The sequence below is a fragment of the Pedobacter sp. P26 genome, assembly GCF_050632135.1.
Classification (GTDB): domain Bacteria; phylum Bacteroidota; class Bacteroidia; order Sphingobacteriales; family Sphingobacteriaceae; genus Pedobacter.
Genome location: NZ_CP192574.1, coordinates 4,065,702 through 4,084,152 on the forward strand (window position 1 = coordinate 4,065,702; position 18,451 = coordinate 4,084,152).

An 18,451-nucleotide genomic window follows, 5' to 3' on the forward strand; every position below is an offset into this window, starting at 1 on the left:
AATTTTGCGGGTTAGAATGATATTTGAATGAATTGGAAACAAAAAAAGAATCAATGTTAGAGTCTATTTAAATTTTATAACAAATATAAATGGCTTTTTGCTCTCACATAGAGGGTAATTATTTCATAAAATCAATATAAAAGATAAATCTTTTTGGCAAAATGGTTGGCTGCGTGAGATCGTCATTCCCAACTCGATTGGGAACCACGGAATGCTCATGAATGCCTTTGAAACGGGGTAAACTCATGAATAATCGTAATGCAAGCGCTTTAAGATTCCCGCCTGCGCGGGAATGACGACAGTGCTAATGGATTCTGTCTATAGTACCAGAGTCGATTGCTTTTTTAATGCTTTGAAATGGTCTTCGACTACGCTACCATTGACGTTATTTTACAAGTCGTTATTAATCAATAATTTAATTACTTTAGTATTTCCACCCAGCTAGGCCATAGCACGATATCCCCGTTCTATTTAAATCCGGCCTAACAAATTTTTCGGGCTCCACTGACAAAGCCAACCTACCAGCTTCGAAAGAAAAATTTTCAGCCGGCAGTTTTTGTTTCTTTTTGATGCCAAAAGAAAGAGCCCTTCGGCGGCGGCGAGCCGAGGCAAGACCGCGCCGTAGGACAAGAAAAAGACAATTATACCTCACTCGTATTGATTTTAAACAATTAATTAACCCTCAGACTGACATACGAAATATTTTTTTTTAATTTTTAAACAGGCTCTTAAATTTGGAAAAAAATTAGATTTAATTACAATTAACGCACCTTACAATCCACCCTCTTTGATAAAACGGTTACATTTTCCCTAATTATCAGTTGTAATTCTCTTTTTATGGTTTGTACCCCATTGCGCCAGGGCAGTGATGATATCCTTTAAAGATTCACTATATTCAGTGGGCAGGTACTCCACTATAACCGGAAACTGATCGGCCAGCACTTTCCTTTCCACCAGTTGATTTATTTCTAATTTTTTTAATTCTACCGACAGCATTTTTGCAGAAATTCCTTTTACCGTTCGTTGCAGTTCATTAAATCTGGTATTGCCACCTAAAACCCCGATCATCACCCTGATGGTCCACCTACCGCCAAGAACATAAAGGGCATCCTCAGTTGCCGAGATACGGTTTGTACACTGCACTGGTGTGTATTCTAATTTACTTGTTGCCATCGTTTCTATTTAATTTAACTAACCAAAAGGTTACTACTCACCTTTGGTATACTACTATATTTTGGTTAGCTAATATACATAGCTTTGTAACATAAAATAATAGAGAAATGAACAAATTAAAAATTACCTGTTACGCTACCACTGCAATTATTTCAGCAATGATGCTATTTATTGCTTTTGAAACCCTTACGAAGCCCGAAGTCAAAATATCAATGACACATTTAGGTTTCCCCGATTATTTCAGGATTGAATTGGGAATTGCAAAAATTATAGGTGCAGTTTTAATCTGGTTGCCTGTCCGCTTGTTGAGGGAAGCCGCATACATCGGTTTCGCTATTATGTTTGCCTCAGCTTCCCTAGCACATGCGGCAGTAGGCGATCCGCTTGGCAAAGTGATAACAGGATTGGTTTTCCTGGCGATCCTGATTGTGTCGTATGTGTGTGATGCAAAACTTCAAAAAACAAACAGAGATTAATAACAATTTAAAAAATAAATTTATGATTTTAGTTACAGGAGCAACAGGCCAGTTTGGTTCTAAAGCAGTTGAACATTTGTTAAAGAATGGAATTGAACCTTCAGCAATTGCTGTTTTGGTAAGAGACAGCAACAAAGCAAAGGAGCTGGAAAAAGGAATAGCGATTAGGGAAGGTGATTATACCGACCACATTTCGATGGTAAAGGCTTTTACAGGTGTAGATAAATTATTGTTGGTATCAAGTAACAATAGAGAAGCGATTGAAAACCGGACACAGCATCACAAAAACGCAATAAATGCGGCCAAAGAAGCCGGTGTAAAGCATATTGTGTACACTTCTTTTGTGAGAAAACCAGGATTTGAGGATTCAGCGATTGCTGATTTTCAAAACGCCCACCTCGAGACTGAAAAACACCTGACCGGGAGCGGTCTGGATTATACTATACTTCAAAATGGTATCTATGCAGAAATGATATTGGCTTTTTCTGGTGATAAGGTTGCCGAAACTAAAAGCATTTTGTTTCCGGCAGGCGAAGGAAAAGCGAGTTGGGTTCTTCGTGAAGAATTAGCAGAATCTGCTGCTCATGTTTTAATCACCGAAGGCCATAAAAATAAAATCTATACTTTGACTAATTCCGAAGCTGTAGGTTTTGAATTCATTGCACAGCATATATCTGAAATACTAGGCGAAGAAATTGAATACAAATCGCCGGGCATCAATGAATTTAATGCTATGCTGCAAAAGGCAAATGTCCTGAAAATGTACATTAATATGTTAACCATGTGGGGTACTGCATTGAAACAGCAGGCAATGGATCAGGAAGATGATACTTTAGCCGGTTTTTGAAAAGGGAACCAACTTCTGTACGCCAATACCTGGAAAATTATTTTAGAAAATAGCAGATGAACCTTTTGACGTCGTCACTGGTATTTATTGAATTCATTTAAATAAAATCCCCTTGCAGCCACATTTTAAACCCTCATTATTAACCTATTATGGCTCCATGTCAATTTGCTACACAGTGTGTAGAATTTGTCTTGCTCTGGGTAGGTAAGATAAAACTGTCTGAAATTATATAAATTAGAATAGGAAAAACCTTTCCCCAAATTCAGTTGTCAAAGCTTTGGAAAGTTCAACTTCTAAGGGAATACATAGAGCCTGTTAAAATCACTTAGTTTAGTAAATTACAGCAACAAAAGAGGATAACCGAAGCTACTTGGAACGCTGATGAGAAACCAATTAAATAATGAAGATTTTTCTTTGTGATTTGAGATATTGTTTCTAAATTGCTTATGCGAAATAATAATAAACAGAATTTTCAACTTAGACAGAGAAGCAATTAAGTAAGCAAATCAATTTTTAACAATATTCCTGGGTGAGCGGTTTGGCACCGTATCTAAATTTTCTCTGAAAAGAGTTTATTGTTGTTTCGCAGCACCCAGGATCTTTTTAACAATGTTATGCGAAACAACAATTGTAAAAACCAAAACACACAGCTCCCTGCTCAGGTTGCAGCTGAATCAGCCAACACTAATGTATTACCTGCCATTTGTGCGGTAAAGGCTACCTTACATCATATTGATGGCCATGTTTCTGAAATCATGATGACTTTGCCACGTTACGCCGGATGGGCAGAATTTTTAGAGGATGGGCAAAATTCCATTCGGGAATATGTGTATCAGCTCACCCGGCATTGGATTCGAATTACCCATTTCTTTATAGAAACCGGAACCATCACCACCAATGGAACAATAGCCTCTTGCTTTTTACCACGCCGCTTCGATATACCACTGGGCAAATTTTATAAACCAATGGAACCGGGCTCCTGGGTAACGGCCAGCCAACACCCGCACCATCCAAAATATAACCAGAAAGGTTCGAGCAAAAATTTATCAGCATTGATGGCTATTGCAACCAGTAGAAATGATGTTGTTTATCATCAAATAGAACCGAATGCAATGCTTTGCGGTATTCCATTCGAAAGTAAATCAGCTTACTTTGAAAAAGGCGATATTCCTATCGGGCATTTTCAAAAGAATGGAATCGAATACATGGTTATTTACAGTTATGTTGCTGATGGGAAAGGAAGTTTTGAGTGAGGTAAAATGGAATTGGTAATTTAAATTTAAGCCCTTGCGGAATGTGAGGGCTTATTATAGATTATAGACTAAAAGGGCCTACCGATGTGATAGGTCAAATTTGGATAAGCCTCATCAAGGTGTCGGATGTTGGTTGATAATTTCTTATCATACAATATAGCAAAAAAGCTATAAGTTAAAAAAGCCACTTGGGTGGCTTTGAATGAAAAAAAACATCAAATATTTTTTGTTAGCAAATAGACTTAAAAATATTATAACCGCATTTATCTGGAGGTTGATTTACCATCGCGATTGAACAATTGATCGATAAACCAAACATCGATTTCGGGTATAGGTTTTTGGAAATGAATGTGGTCGCCATCTAAAATTGATAAGCTGAAAATGTCCTATTACTCTGCCTCAAGGCGTGAAAATTAAAGTTACGATTTGTAAATTAAATCATTATTTTTAGGAAATCTAATAAAAAGCTCATGACAAAGAAAACTGAAATCCAGCCGAATGAGGCTACAGAAGATGTAATTATTGAAGATTGTTTTATAATAACCCCTATTGGTGCAGCTGGTTCAGATACTTTTGTAAAAGCAATGGGACTAATTGATGCTGTTATCGAGCCAGTTTTAGCAGAAAACAAGATGAAAGCTTTGCCTGCAAATAGGATGGATGATTTAGGGTCAATAAATAAGCAATTAATTAAAAGAATAGTAGAAGATAGGCTCGTGATAGCCAATTTAACAGGCTTAAATCCTAATGTTATGTATGAGCTGGCTATTAGGCATGCCGCCAGAAAACCAGTTATAATTATGGCTGAACAAGGTACCAGACTACCGTTTGATATTACTGATCAAAGGACAATTTTTTATTCCGATACCCTTTCTGGAGTTGAGCAGGCAAAATCTGAATTAAGAAATAAAATAGTTTTTGCCTTGGCAGATGAGAACCCAGACAATCCGATTTATTCGTATCTGGAAAGCGCTAAATTATTTCGTGACATAAAGGATGATGATCCTATCAGAGTAATTTTAGAGAAATTAGACAAATTAGATAATTCGGCAAATGGTTCTTCTAGTAGTTCATCAGGGGTTATTAGGTCAACAATGTCTAGTACTCCCTTAAATAGCTCCAGTAAAGTTAAGGTTGTTAAAATCCAAGGAGACGTTGATGAGGAAGATGAAGGTCTCCGGAATATGGTGTGGAACGCAGTTTATCGAACACTTAAGAAATATGATCCGTCACTAACTTCAATTGGTCACCCCGCGCCTCATACATTTGAAGCCACCGTTACGGTTGAAAACTCGTTATTTAATTCATTATTTAAAGAATTCGATGAGATTGGACATCTAACTGCTATTCGGTGGATAGAAAGATCTATATAAATTTTCCAGTTTGCGAAAAAGATACAGCTCATAATAAAGGCCATCAATTAATTCATGGCCTTTATCCTTAAAATTAACCATTTATTGAATTTCCTTTAATATTTACTACAGATCAAACATTTTTTGTTAATATATCATTAAATGAGGAATGACTTTAATAAACTATTCTTATATATTAAAGTGCTAAAGGTGCCTTTGTGTATGGCAACAACTCTTCCCGGACTTTTTCCACGCTTCCATAATATTATGGACATGATCAATAGATTCTGTGTCTGCTGACAATTTTAGAGAACTTGCGTTTACATTTTGCCCTGAAATTTTCGAAAATCCCATTTCTACTTCATATAAAACATTATTACTTTGATTTAATAGCGATTCAATCGAATGAGGGAAATATTGTTCAAAATATGCATAAACTGTAGCTTTCATCATGGATCTTCTGATGGGTGCAGGTGGATGTTTATAGTTAGCCAGGTCGGTAAAACTCCATTCGATGCTTCCGAATATACTAAAAAAACATTCGACTGAGAACAACATAAGTCCAATAGTCTCCATATTATCAAAAAATGGGATATAGGCAAGAGGGATGTATTCTGGGTACTTGAAAAACACTTCTACTTCCATAAGCAACAGATTAATAGCAATAGAGTCAGCATCCATCTCAAGAGCTTGCATCGTGATATTGCCGCTAGATAGATTATTAGATTCAAATGCCTCCATCATGGATTCTTCCTCTCTTTTAGACTGTAGCCAAGCTAAATGTCCATTCTTAACGTGTGTGTATTCATGCATTAACAACATTTTCAAAGTAGTCTGTATTAAAAATTGTGCTAAATCCCTCCTTAGAGGACAATTTGGTAATTTAGGTTCGGCGGGGAAACATATTGAATATAGATATCCGCAGGGATAAGATCTATATCTAATATTTCTGTTGTTGGATTTTCTAATGCAGGATTACCGTATTTTACAAGAACATCGGGATGTGCGAGAAGTCTATTAAAAAGATCTGTTATGCAATTTATTGCCCCGCTGTTTATGCCGATAAAATATTTGCCGTCTTTTGTGATCCTGGCTTTTGCATCTACAGTATTGTTGTTTATGATTCCGAAATTACATTCTGGATATTCTAAATTATGTCTTCTTACCCAATCAATGATTTTTGGACCTTGATCATTAAGTACATATGCAGTTAAGTTATCATCTGGCGGTATCAAAATACCGCCTATGCTTTCAAATACTTTGTTAAATTCTTTTTGTTCGTCAGTAAGATTTATTGGATCCATAGTGTTAGTTAATGATTATACCGATCTTTGCATCTTTAAGGCCATGTTCTTATTAATTTACATGAGCAAAGTTGTGATTAAATTTAACACGAAAGTAAGCCATAAGCAAATAGTATTCACAAACTCTTTATTGCTTATGACCCCTTTCCTAGCGCAAGTCTTAGCGGTTGGGGAGCTGTTGGGGCTGACTTGTGCTTTCCAAAACTTAATAAAAATTGAAACCCGATACTTTGTACCAGGCGCACCGATCATACAGCAAAAGCTGAGAAAACAGTAAGTATAAATTTGCCGAACCAGTTTATAACAGTTAATTAATTTGGGCTGGTTAACAAAGGCTTCCCCTATCAATTTAGCCAAAGAAATCAGGTAAAGAAATCAAAACCAATCATCTAACGTGGTGAAACAGGTAGTTACCGTGGCGAAACGAGCATTAAACACCAGCATTCTAGCCAATTGCAATTACCCTGCTCTTTGTTAATATTAACTTAACACAACAAACATCTTTTCTCCATACCTTCGCGGCGCATTGAAAAATGATCTATGTTAACGCGAACAACCAGACATTAAAATCAAAGCATGAAATTAAAAAACATCCTTACCTATTCAGGATTTATTGGCATCCTGATCCTATCCTCCTGTTCAAAAAAAACAAGCATCGGAGATGAAACACCAACCACACCACCACCAAAAGCGCCAACGGCTTATGCCATAACGGAGACTTTCGAATTCGGCAGCAAAGGCGCTTATGCGTTAGACAGTGTTCAGCTACTAACCGGCAAATGGACATTGAGCGATGCGCTGCTGGGCAATCTTGCAGCTGATGCCAGGGACGGCGCGAAGTCTGTCCGGTTAAGAACAGGTTACCTGTCTATGAACTTTGATATCGCAGGCACTCAAATGATTTACGTTTCCCATGCCAAATATGGAACAGACGCCAGTTCAACCTGGCAGCTTCTGGCTTCTACCGATGGTGGTAAAACCTTCACGCAGTTAGGTACGGATATTACAGAAACCAGCACCACACTGGTGACCGATTCCTTTAAGGTTAATACAACAGGTAAAATACGCTTTCAGATCAAAAAAGCCGGTACAACCAGGATCAACATCGACGATATCATCTTTAAAGGTACAGGTGATCCGGGCATTACCGTAGGTGGAGCGGATACAGATCCTGTGGATAACGGCGGCTCCACAGCAACCCCCGGAAGAGGCACACCGGATGCAGGTGCGGATGCACCACCGGCCGGAGGTGATAATTCCAACCTACTTTTTGGTAACCCATCAGGCGCTACGGCCAACCTGGTTTCAGCAGAAAATTACCTGATCGATCAAAAATATTACACCGAGAGTTACAGCATGACCCGCGGGACACCAAATTGGGTAAGCTGGCACCTGGATCCGAACAACTTTACTGGTGCAGCAAGCAGAAAAGACGATTTCGCTTCATTTACAGGCCTGCCGGCAAATTGGTACCAGGTACAGAGCAACAGCTATTCAGGCTCCGGTTTTGACAGGGGGCATAACTGTCCAAGCGGTGACCGTACAAGCTCAAATACTGCCAATTCAGCAACTTTCCTGATGACCAACATGATCCCTCAGGCGCCGAACAACAACCAGAAAACATGGGAATCTTTTGAAAGCTATCTCCGCGCCCAGGCATTGAACGGATACGAGGTTTATGTGATCATGGGAAGTTATGGCACAGGCGGCATTGGTTCGGCAAGCGCGTCGGTAGTGAACACCATCAACAATGGCAAAGTTACCGTTCCGGCAAACGTATGGAAAGTGGCTGTACTGCTAAAAACGGGAGACAATGATATCAGCCGCGTGAGTAGTTCTACACGGGTTATTGCCATCAACACACCCAACATCAACAGCACAAATCCAAGCTGGAAGAACTATATTGTGTCTGTCCGCGATATAGAAAGTGCAACGGGTTATAATTTACTTTCAAATTTACCGCAGAACATACAGGACGTGGTGGAGAAAGTGAAAGATCCTGGCAACTAAAACCAATTATTAACTTAAGGATAAGCTATTACCCCTACAGAGGCGAAATTTGCATCCCATAAACAAGCCGTATCAAAAAAATTGATACGGCTTTTCTGTTTAATCCAGAAAGCACTATTAATCAAATCACCAGATCGCTTTCCTGGCTCAAGTCTTAGTGGTTGAAAAGCTGTTGTGGCTGACTTGTGCTTTCAAAACTTAATAACCTGAGTTCGATTAATGTTTAAAAATTAATGTACTTTATTAGGACGAATTGGCTAGCCGTTTCGTTATGCTGATCCGATAGCTATCGGATTTATTTTATTAGCAGTTTTTATTGTTTAAAGGCCTAATAGCTAATCGTGGTCAGCATCTTTCCTGTTAAACCGCCTTGCTATAAAGACCCTGAAACAAGTTCAGGGTGACGACCGTTCATGTAAGGCGCCAAATAACCCAAATGAAAGCACATTATTAATCGAACTCAGGTTAATAAATTAATCATTTTTACTAAAGCGCAAATTAATAGGAAATAAAAAAACCGGAGTCAGGATTTAAAAAACCTAAACTCCGGTGAAGTACCCCTAAGCAGGAATAATTGAAAATTTAATCGCTTTTTATTGCTTATTGGGTCTGTAATTAAGGATTAGACCGCTAATCTTTTTTGGCTGGCTGACCAATCACTTCTGTAAGTTTTTGCTCAAGCCCTGTTCCAACCAAGGTTTTACCAATAATTTTGCCATTAGGATCTATCAGGAAATTTTGTGGTATGGCACGCACACCATATAGTTTAGCTGCTGTATTATCAAAACTCTGCAAATCTGAAAGTTGCAGCCAAGGCAGGCCATCTTTTTTTATAGCAGCCAGCCAAAGGTCTTTAGCGTTTGCTTTATCCAGTGAAACACCTACTATCGTAAAGTTCTGGTCTTTAAATTTATTATAAATTTTTACAAGGTTTGGATTCTCCGCTCTGCAGGGTCCACACCAGGATGCCCAAAAATCTAATAAAATATACTTTTCTTTTAAAGATGAAAGTTTAAACAGTTTACCTTCAGTATCAGCCATTTCAAAATCAGGCGCCTTTTGACCAATTGCTGTAGCTTTCATCTGTTCCAGGGCTTTAGCAAAACTTTTACCGTCAGCACTATTCTTTATCTTATCAGAAAAGCCATCAAATAAAGGTTTAACTTCAGCATATTCTGAATCATAAGCAATTTTTGACATTAGATCCAAAGCAAGTTCAGAGTTGGGATGGCTTTTTACAAATTTTATATACCCATCATTTGTTAATTTACTATACCTCTTCTTAAATGCTTCCAGTTTTTCCTCAAAATTGGAAGTGTTCTGAGCGTTCATTTTCCCTTCCATGAAACTTTTATCTTCGGGAGACATTTTGGAAAACTCAGCATCTACAATTTCATTAAATTCAGTATAATCGTCGTTAGAAGGCGTACCGGTCACTTTAAGGCCATCGAAAGTAGTACCTTTTATAGTAACTGTGATATTACCTGGCTCTATAAATACGACTCCCCGTTCGGGGCTTTTTTCTTTCCAACAGCTTTTGAATCAAAAATGAGTTCAGCATAAGCAGGTGAAGACGGGGCTGTTCCGCTAAATTTAAAAGCTCCGTTTTTTAGTGTTACTGAATCTTTTATGTCTTTACCATCTATAGTATATTCTAAGTAAGCTTTTACCGGCGCATTAAACTCGCCATATTTCCCTGTGATCGTAAAAGTGTTTTTCCCGCCCTGTGCAAAAGCACTCAATTGAATTATTGATAAAGCGATGATCATTAATTTTTTCATGTTGTATTTTATAATCTGGAATATTAAATTACGTTAATGGCAAATTCGACTTCATCCGGAGGAAGACACATTTTATCATTACACACCATAAATTTTACTTTTCCTTTTACGGTTGCTTTTTTGCCATTTAGCTTTACTTTTTGCTGAAAGATTACTGAATTTTCGAAAAACCCGACTTCCATCATAAACGTTGGCTCCAAACGTACTATTGCCTGAGGTTCCTTTGTATAACCAGACAGAACATAGGAATTTGATTTTTCGAAGGTAAACTTTGTAGGTTGCGGACCACCTTTTTCCACATATTGTGAATATAAGTGCCAGCCTTTTTCTAAGGTTGCTTTTACAAATACAATAGCTTCAGTTTTACTTGTTTTCTTTGCCGCATAACTCCACTTGATTGGGTGATAGATTTGACCGAATCCTTTTAGCGTAAAAAATGCGCAGATAAACAGGAGCATGAGAATCTTTTTCATATTGATAGTTTATATATTAATTATTAATGGCGGCATGCTTTTTAGTGATCTCTACCATTGCTTTGAGTTCATAATATTCGCGGTCTGTCGAACCCGCGTAGCCAATTCCCTCCATTCTTATCATTCCCTGAGGGTCAATTACAAATTTATGAGGCGTTCCTTTAGCACCAATGGCTTTATAAAATATCATATCCGGATCTCTTAATACATCCAATGTCAGCTTAGATTTATCTACATATAATTGCTGGGTTTCCTTATCTTCCGCTATTCCTGCTACGAACAACTGAAAGGGTTCATTTTTATAGTCTGCAACCACTCGTTCGAAAGCGGGAAAACAGGCTTTACATGGCGTACATGTGGTGCTCCAAAAATCAACTACCAGAATTTTTCCTTTGTAATCAGACACTTTAAATTCCTGACCGTTTAACTTGGTGATGGCAACGGTTGGTGCTGGTTTGCCAACTGGATCCCACTTGCTCTCAAGCGCCTTATAATAGTGCTGATAAGCTTCATCTTGTAATGCAGCGATATACTTAATTGCATTTTCCTCGCCATTCTTCCTGGAATAAACTGTTTTAAGCGTAGCTAAAAGTTTTGGATTAGATTCTGCCGCTTTAACGGCAGCTGTAAGTGTATCAATCGCCTTTTGCGTTTGGCCGTTTGCATCTAAAATGAGTGCATAACGACTGATGAAATTTGGCTTTGAGTCCTTGAAATAATTCATGTTCCTCATCGTCGTGTCTTTCAGCGCTTCCTGAATTTTAGTTAATGCAGAGCCCTTGTTGCCTTTTAGGCAGTCTACTGTAGCTGATATTTCCAATAAGATTTCGTGTGAACGTTTAATATCATCCTTAATAATGCCGCTATCAAATTTTTTAAGATAATCTTTTGAAATCACATCGATCCATTCCAGGTGTTTTTTGTCATCCAGCCACTTTTCCAGAATGTTGGTCAGTTCCATTTGCGAAAGCGGATCCTTAACAGATTTATCATATTCTTTGAACTTGTTTAAGTTTTCCTCGTGAAGCCAGTTGATCGCTATTGCGCCGCGAATCCGATCATAAATCTTTTTATTTTTCTCCGTTTCAGGAATCTTTTTAATTAAGTCCTTATAAAATTTTTCCTGATCCTGCACTTTACCCAGGAGTGTGAATTCCTCGTACTTTTCAGCCAAAGGATTAGGCTGTTGTGCTTTAGCTCCGAAACTGATAATAAGCATCATGCCTAAAGCCATAAAGTAGTTTACTAATTTGTTGATTTTCATAACTGATATTTTATTTATGATATATTAGTGGGTAACAATAGACTACCCAAATAGAATGATTATTGGTTGTCTACTAACCCCTGATTCTGGTTAACCATCAATTCCCCAAATTTCAGCGCATAACGTTTTGGCGTTAAAGTATAGGTTTTCATGATGTCACCATTAGCATCCAGTAGGTAATGGTTCGGATTAATATGATCCTTGTAAATCGGATCAACAGAAAGACGACGCATATCTAACCACCGCAAACCTGAAAGCGCAAATTCTCTGATGCGTTCATCCAGAATAAATCTCACCATTGCCTGTTGATTTATTGCTACGCCTGAGGGTACCGCGACAGCCGAAGCAGGTACTCTCTTAGACCTTAATGCTTCTACATCTGCCTTCGCACCGGTCAAATCATTTGCTCTTGCCCTAATTTCGGCACGCATCAGATACATATCCGGTAGCGATGGCCCGACTTCCAGAAAGAAATTGGGGAACCTGCGAACTTTCTTAGGGTAGACATAAGTTCCAAATAATTCGGTGTCAGAATAAAGCTGTATGCGCTTGTCGTTGCTTCCGTAAAGCGCTGCAACCTGGGGTGTGTAAACCGGGCAATCGGCAAAATCTAAACCCCATACACTTGCCTGCACATTATAAATAGCCTGGCTGTTGTTTGCTGCAAGGGGAAAGCCGTTCAATATCCCCAGAAAACTAAGCGGGAACCATGTGTCGGCAGCATTTTCATCTAAAACAATATTATAATCATAAAGCGCCAATGGAATTGTTGCTTTGGATACCTCTGCAAAAGCGCCATCAATATGTGTTTTAGCAGAAGAAAAATCCTGCATGTTCATATACACCCTTGTTAAATAGAATTCGGCAGCTAGCTTAGAGAGCCGCCGGCGATGGAACAACGGTTCCAGATCTGGCAGCGCTTCAGTCAGATCTTTTATCACGTTAGTATAACATTCGCTTACAGTTGAGCGTATAAAGGATGTGCGCGTAACATCAGCAGTAGTGATGATCGGTATACCCAGATCAGTTGACGCTGAAGCAGGATTATATGGCAAAGAAAATTCATTCAAAAAGGCTAAGTTGCAAACCGCTCTGCCAACTTTGGCTTCAGCCAGTAACTGCTTCTTCTGTTGCGCTGTTCCCTGTGTTGATAACATGACCTCGTTGATGATTTTGTTAAAAAGATAAAGCCTTGGGATATAACCTGAAGGCGCGGTAATTTCCTGAGGAAGTTCGTTTTGCTCGTAAACCCTGTCCTCATATCTGAATAAGCGTTGAACCCTTAAAGGCGCACCGCCGATATAATCGTTTTGCAAAGCAACATCGTCTCCAAGGTATACTTCAGCGGAAATTGTGTTTTGCAAAGACAAACCATTCAATATCTGCTCGTAATCATTCGTAGTTGTTGCTATTAGTGATCCTTTAGGCTGTATTTCCAAAAATCTTTTTTACAGGAACCGGCTAAAAGCATTGTGCAGGCAACCAATGTGATTAATAAATATTTTGTTCTTAATTTCATAACTCGTGATGTTTTTAAAGTGTTATGTGAGCACCTAATGTTATTGTTCCTTGTCCGGTGCGGAGGTTTCTGATAGCACCTGTGTTACCGGCAGTAAGCGTTGCTCCTCTGTTACCTAAGGATTGGAATTCAGGATCAATGTCTAAATCATTGGCTTTCCATAACATTAAGTTAGAAACCTGTGCCCTGAAAGTTATAGCCTGTGCACGCAGTTTTTTGATTAGCCCACCTCTAACATCATAGGCTAACGTAATATCGCGAACCTTGGCAAAAGAAGCATTAAACACGTTGCTATTTGCATAAGTGTAATAGTTGGTATTTCTATTACCACTAACTGCGCTGGTTCCAGCATACCGAGGGATATTAGTCTTGTTCTCGTCGCCAGCTACTTTCCAACGATCGGCGAACTCACGATGCATATCATTTTGGTAAGGCACACCCGACCAAAATGTATTTACGTCGCGAAACATTACGTTACCGCCATTATAAATAATGTTGACGCCTAAGGTGACATTTTTATAGCGCAAGTAGTTAGAAAAACCACCGCTGTACACAGGTTGTGAGCTTCCCATGTACTGCACATCCCGGGCAGTAGTTGCGGTTGGATTTGACGAAATTGTTCTGTTAGCAAGTTTAACCTGTGGATCTCCGGAAGCGTTTAAACCGGCATAGTCATAGGCAAAAACAGTAAATGCAGGATACCCATCCAGAAATCTGGCATTGATCATGCCAGGGCCTGTGGTAATAGGAGATGGATTGGCAAGCTGTGTGATTTTGTTTTTATTGTAACCTAAATTGAATGAACTGCTCCAGGTAAAATTACGACTGCTGACGTTAAGCGAGTTAAGCGAAACATCCAAACCTTTATTTTCCAAATCTCCAAAATTCCCTACAACAGATGCATAGCCGGTAAGCGGTGCGGTTGCCAGGTTGCCAATCAGATCATTTGTTTTCCTGATATACCCATCTATTGAACCGGATAATACACCATTCAGGATTTCGAAATCCAGGCCCAAATTGTAGTTTTTGGTAAGTTCCCAGGTAAGTTTTTTGTTTGCCGGCGCATTAATAATCAAGCTAACGCCGGTTGGATAATTAACATTTGCATCAGCACGTAAAATGTCCCATGATGCTGCAGTACCGGGTGTTGGTGCATTACCGGTGACACCATAAGTAAGCCTGACATCTAAACGGCTTAACCAATTTACTGGTTTCATAAATTCCTCTCCTCCAAGCGCCCATTTGCCACCAACACTCCAGACAGGTCTGTTTTGTGCTGACTGATCAAAACCAAACAAATTGCTCCTGTCAATACGGAAACTGCTGTTCAGCGTGTACTTAAGGTTGTAGGTATAACCTAAATTGGCAAAATAAGAAGAGGTTCTGCTAATTACACCTTCTCCGCCAGTTACATCATTTGGTAATATTCCATTTGTTCCAGGCACTGTTCCGGTAATGCCGGCACCTAATAATTGGTAATTAACAGGTCTTGCTACCTGTAGCTGATCATCCCATCCCCTGTAGATACTTGTTGTTGAAAGTGGCGAAATGCTGGTCGCTTCCTGTCCTGCCATAACGGTCAACTGATGCTTATCAAGCCAGGTGTGATCATACAAAAACTGATTTCTGATCGTCCAGCTTTTGAGCAGTTGGTCAATAGCAGTTAATCTCCCGCCGAAAGCCGGAATATTATAAATCGGTGTACTGTTCACCGTTGGCGCCTGGGTAAACCTCATCACCTCCTCTCTTACTGTATAACTGTTCTGATCAAGTTCTACGCGGTTTTTAAAGGAGTTTATATGATATCCAAAGGTTCCTTCATATCGGAGGCCTTTTAATAGCGCTAATGTAACCCCACCAACAATCCTGGTGGATAAAGCATTGCCTTTAGTGTAGCCTCGATCTATTTCCTGTAATGGAGAGTAATCCAGGTTGATCCGGCTTCTTGCCTGATAATCTTTACGTAAATCATCGCTATAATTGCCCATATGATTGACGATTAACGGATTTCCTGCGGGATCAGCAAATAACTGATAAGGTACCAGATCTAAACTTGGAACAGCTATATTATTACTGGCAGTAACCCGGTTTGTCAGATCTGTGATCAGGTAAACCTGGAGACGTTTGTTAAACTTAAAATCCTGACGCAGGTTGATCTTATATTGGTCATTTTTTTCGCCAGGAATATTACTAACCATTCCAATATAATTGGCAGAGCCATAAAAAGAATGGACTTTGCCACCTCCTGATATAGATAGGGTATGGTTAGTGGTTGCTGCCTGCCTGTAGAAATATTGTTTAAGCTGATCGCGGTTATCGATTCCAGCCAGGCTATCCAACTTTGCATTAGCCTGGTCCTGAGTTATTAAGCCCCTATTTGCATCATACTGGTACTGCAAATGCGGTGTTAGCGGGGCAATTATTTGGGTCGCATTATAAGCATTGCTACCTACATACTGAGGAAATAACTCCTTTGTTGTAGCAATAAACTGGCTGCTGTTCATCTTTTGAATGTAGTCCAGATCAGGTATGCCCTGAAAATTATGATAGCCGTCATAGTCAATTTTTAACTTTTCGTCGGCAGTGCCTTTTTTTGTGGTAATCACAATTACACCATTAGCTGCTTTGGCGCCCCATATCGATGAGGAAGTCGCATCTTTAAGTACGGTGATATCTGCAACATCCTGCATGTTGATGTTTTGGATAGCATTATCCGGTACCTGTACACCGTCCAAAACCACCAGTGGGCCCCTGTTCGAATTAATTGATGACAAACCACGTATCAAAAAAGGATTGTTGCCCGCATCCGGAGCGTTATTTACTGTTAATCCCGGAACCAATCCGTCCAAACGTTGTAATACATTCGTACTGCCTGATCTGTTGTTCATCACACTCAGGCTCGGCTTTGAAAAAGAGCCTGCACTTCTTTCTTTCGATAGCGTTTGATAACCGGTCGAGTAGGTAACATTAACGCCTTCAAGTTCGTTGGCAGCAAATTCAAGCTGAATGGTACCCATGTCTGGTGCAGCATTTAGCTCTTTTGTTGCATACCCTACATAAGAGATGTTCAGCACGGCCTCACTCGGTATACCCGTTAAGTGAAACGAACCGTCAATACCTGTCTGGGTGTAAACTGTGCTGTTTTTAACTTTAATAGTGGCACTCCGCAGTGGTTGTTTGAGGAAGTTTACAACAATACCTTTTACATCCATTACGGCTACAACAGGCTTTACAATTATTTCATTGCGCTTAGGAAAGATTAGAATCGCTTTACTTTCCTTGTCAATACTGTATGTAAGATTTTTTGGCGCAAGTACCTGTTGAAGTACCGTTTCTAATGGCGTATTTTTGAAAGCCACATTGACCGTTTTGTTTTGTTCACCGGTAACAGACCAAACAGAGCTATAGCCTGTTTGAGATCGGATTTCCCTGAACACTTTTATCAGGGAGACGTTTTTTTGATTAAGTGTGATGTTTTGTGCTAAACTGGAGGCACTTACTTGTAACAACGACAAGAACAGTAGAAAAAAGTTAGCTTCATAAGCTTAAGAACTTTAGGGGCGCAGCGTAGAAGCTGCATAAAATCTATCGTAGAAATTTTATACATTTACATTCTTTTAAATCGTGAATTGTCTGGTAAGAAAGTTCATTTCCGATCTGATCGGAAAGATTTAAGAGTTTGAAAAGGGGTGTTCCAGCACTCCTTTTCCTCTTTTTAATGGCGGAGGTATTTAGTTATCTTTCATGTTTTTTAGTGGGTGGTTAATAGTTAATTTGGTTGGTTAATATTATCTTATCATTTAAAACGGACAACTTTAATCGATCTTCCGTCTAATTTAAACTTTACCTTTTTTGTCATTTCCAGAATGCGCAAAACTTTGCTGATGTTGCTGTCGCGGGTAATTGTGGCCAAAACCGGTATGGTTTTTATCGCTTCATCCTGGTATTCAACGCTTACATCATACCATAGCGAAATTTTCTGCATGGCGCTTTCCAGCGATTCGTCGAACATAAAATAGCCTTCTTTCCAGGCAATCATCTGATCTGCGTCTATATCAAGAACTGATAATTTTTTATTGCCAAATAATGCCTGCTGACCCGGGTTTATTTTTTCACCTGGCCATTTGCCTCAACTTCGATGGCCCCCTCCAACAAAGTGGCGGCTACATGGCCGCCGCCAGTCTGGCTGTTAACATTGAAATGAGTACCCAAATCGCGAACGATACCAGCGAAAGTTTTGACTGTAAATGGTGCTTCTGACCTGTGTTTCACTTCAAAATAGGCTTCGCCATAAAGTAACTCTACATCGCGTTTGTTATTCGCAAAATTTTCGGGAAATCTAATCGCACTTGAAGTATTGAGCCAGATTTTTGTGCCATCACTCAGATTTAACTGATAAACGCCTCCTTTTGGCGTCCGAAGCGTATCATAGGCAATCCTGGCATCATTTCTTATACTTTTGGAGTAAGTTAGTGATCCCTTAGCATCTTGTTGAATGACCAGGTCTGTATTGGGGATGTTGATTTCCCGGATGCCATTGCCAAGCAATACTTTTTTCCATTTGCCATGGTAAGTTCAGCCTTGTTGCCTCCTGGTTTGATATCAGAATCGGCAATCTGATCAATATTATTGGATTTTCCCGAACTCAGTAACAGATAGGTGCCGGCAAAAACGCAGATCAGAACAGATGCTGCTATAGCGATATACCTCATGGAATACCTTTTGGGCTTAACTAAAATAGCATTCAGAATTTGCTGTGCATCTTCTTCAGGAACTTCCTGGTCAGACTCATATTCTAACCATATACCGTTTAAAAGTTCATCCAACTGCTGTGGGTCTAACCCATTCAGTAGCCTGAACAACTCATCCTGCTCCTGTTTATCACATTTGCGCTGTAAATATTTAGCCAGTAAAGTGCGTATTCTATCTTCCAATATAACTTAAATTAAAATCACGGCAATTTTAGCGTGTTTTTAGTTGTAAGACGACGGAATGAATA

18 protein-coding genes are annotated in these 18,451 nt (G+C 39.3%); 5 read left to right on the forward strand and 13 right to left on the reverse strand.

Features of this window, described 5'->3' with window-relative positions:
• Positions 1–810: 810 nt before the first annotated feature.
• Positions 811–1,173 (reverse strand): winged helix-turn-helix transcriptional regulator, encoded by a 363-nt coding sequence (locus tag ACQ86H_RS18870; RefSeq protein ID WP_138822958.1) that lies wholly within the window; start codon positions 1,171–1,173, stop codon positions 811–813.
• Between the two features lie 107 nt (positions 1,174–1,280).
• Here ACQ86H_RS18870 and ACQ86H_RS18875 point away from each other — a divergent pair, with 107 nt between their 5' ends.
• Together ACQ86H_RS18875 and ACQ86H_RS18880 are read left to right on the forward strand one after the other, a co-directional pair.
• Positions 1,281–1,649 (forward strand): DoxX family protein, encoded by a 369-nt coding sequence (locus ACQ86H_RS18875; protein ID WP_431292116.1) that lies wholly within the window; start codon positions 1,281–1,283, stop codon positions 1,647–1,649.
• A gap of 22 nt (positions 1,650–1,671) precedes the next feature.
• Entirely contained in the window at positions 1,672–2,496 is an 825-nt protein-coding gene (locus ACQ86H_RS18880) for an SDR family oxidoreductase (RefSeq protein ID WP_431292117.1), read from the forward strand.
• 125 nt (positions 2,497–2,621) lie between these two features.
• Here ACQ86H_RS18880 and ACQ86H_RS18885 read toward each other — a convergent pair whose 3' ends face one another.
• Positions 2,622–2,756, reverse strand: a complete 135-nt coding sequence (locus ACQ86H_RS18885; protein ID WP_431292118.1) for a DUF1016 N-terminal domain-containing protein — start codon at positions 2,754–2,756, stop codon at positions 2,622–2,624.
• Between the two features lie 354 nt (positions 2,757–3,110).
• Here ACQ86H_RS18885 and ACQ86H_RS18890 point away from each other — a divergent pair, with 354 nt between their 5' ends.
• Positions 3,111–3,749, forward strand: a complete 639-nt coding sequence (locus ACQ86H_RS18890) for a hypothetical protein (RefSeq protein ID WP_431292119.1) — start codon at positions 3,111–3,113, stop codon at positions 3,747–3,749.
• Positions 3,750–4,219: 470 nt separating this feature from the next.
• The gene (locus tag ACQ86H_RS18895) at positions 4,220–5,122 is read left to right on the forward strand and encodes a hypothetical protein (RefSeq protein WP_431292120.1); all 903 of its coding nucleotides are present in this window, start codon (positions 4,220–4,222) and stop codon (positions 5,120–5,122) included.
• 183 nt (positions 5,123–5,305) lie between these two features.
• On the opposite strand, the gene ACQ86H_RS18900 is transcribed toward ACQ86H_RS18895, so the two are convergent.
• Positions 5,306–5,914, reverse strand: a complete 609-nt coding sequence (locus tag ACQ86H_RS18900) for a hypothetical protein (RefSeq protein ID WP_431292121.1) — start codon at positions 5,912–5,914, stop codon at positions 5,306–5,308.
• A gap of 50 nt (positions 5,915–5,964) precedes the next feature.
• The gene (locus ACQ86H_RS18905) at positions 5,965–6,405 is read right to left on the reverse strand and encodes a hypothetical protein (RefSeq protein ID WP_431292122.1); all 441 of its coding nucleotides are present in this window, start codon (positions 6,403–6,405) and stop codon (positions 5,965–5,967) included.
• 576 nt (positions 6,406–6,981) lie between these two features.
• On the opposite strand from ACQ86H_RS18905, the gene ACQ86H_RS18910 reads away from it, so the two are divergent.
• Complete coding sequence (locus ACQ86H_RS18910; RefSeq protein ID WP_431292123.1) at positions 6,982–8,415, forward strand: DNA/RNA non-specific endonuclease; 1,434 nt, start codon at positions 6,982–6,984, stop codon at positions 8,413–8,415.
• Between the two features lie 630 nt (positions 8,416–9,045).
• Here the strand turns inward: ACQ86H_RS18910 and ACQ86H_RS18915 are convergent.
• From ACQ86H_RS18915 to ACQ86H_RS18955, 9 genes are all read right to left on the reverse strand, one after another.
• Positions 9,046–9,852 carry a redoxin domain-containing protein gene (locus ACQ86H_RS18915; protein ID WP_431292124.1) on the reverse strand — a complete coding sequence of 269 codons (807 nt, stop codon included), beginning with the start codon at positions 9,850–9,852 and terminating at the stop codon, positions 9,046–9,048.
• Between the two features lie 53 nt (positions 9,853–9,905).
• Complete coding sequence (locus ACQ86H_RS18920; RefSeq protein WP_431292125.1) at positions 9,906–10,196, reverse strand: DUF4369 domain-containing protein; 291 nt, start codon at positions 10,194–10,196, stop codon at positions 9,906–9,908.
• Between the two features lie 23 nt (positions 10,197–10,219).
• A complete protein-coding gene (locus tag ACQ86H_RS18925) occupies positions 10,220–10,669 on the reverse strand; it encodes a protein-disulfide reductase DsbD domain-containing protein (RefSeq protein WP_431292126.1) in 450 nt (149 codons plus the stop codon).
• A 16-nt stretch (positions 10,670–10,685) separates the two neighbouring features.
• The gene (locus ACQ86H_RS18930) at positions 10,686–11,933 is read right to left on the reverse strand and encodes a redoxin domain-containing protein (protein WP_431292127.1); all 1,248 of its coding nucleotides are present in this window, start codon (positions 11,931–11,933) and stop codon (positions 10,686–10,688) included.
• A 59-nt stretch (positions 11,934–11,992) separates the two neighbouring features.
• Positions 11,993–13,372 (reverse strand): RagB/SusD family nutrient uptake outer membrane protein, encoded by a 1,380-nt coding sequence (locus ACQ86H_RS18935; protein ID WP_431292128.1) that lies wholly within the window; start codon positions 13,370–13,372, stop codon positions 11,993–11,995.
• Positions 13,373–13,466: 94 nt separating this feature from the next.
• The gene (locus ACQ86H_RS18940) at positions 13,467–16,811 is read right to left on the reverse strand and encodes a SusC/RagA family TonB-linked outer membrane protein (RefSeq protein ID WP_431292129.1); all 3,345 of its coding nucleotides are present in this window, start codon (positions 16,809–16,811) and stop codon (positions 13,467–13,469) included.
• A gap of 437 nt (positions 16,812–17,248) precedes the next feature.
• Positions 17,249–17,491, reverse strand: a complete 243-nt coding sequence (locus ACQ86H_RS18945) for a DUF4974 domain-containing protein (protein ID WP_431292130.1) — start codon at positions 17,489–17,491, stop codon at positions 17,249–17,251.
• 65 nt (positions 17,492–17,556) lie between these two features.
• The gene (locus tag ACQ86H_RS18950) at positions 17,557–18,000 is read right to left on the reverse strand and encodes a FecR family protein (RefSeq protein ID WP_431292131.1); all 444 of its coding nucleotides are present in this window, start codon (positions 17,998–18,000) and stop codon (positions 17,557–17,559) included.
• Positions 17,922–18,386 (reverse strand): hypothetical protein, encoded by a 465-nt coding sequence (locus ACQ86H_RS18955; RefSeq protein ID WP_431292132.1) that lies wholly within the window; start codon positions 18,384–18,386, stop codon positions 17,922–17,924. The genes ACQ86H_RS18950 and ACQ86H_RS18955 overlap by 79 nt, the downstream gene beginning before the upstream one ends.
• Positions 18,387–18,451 lie beyond the last annotated feature (65 nt).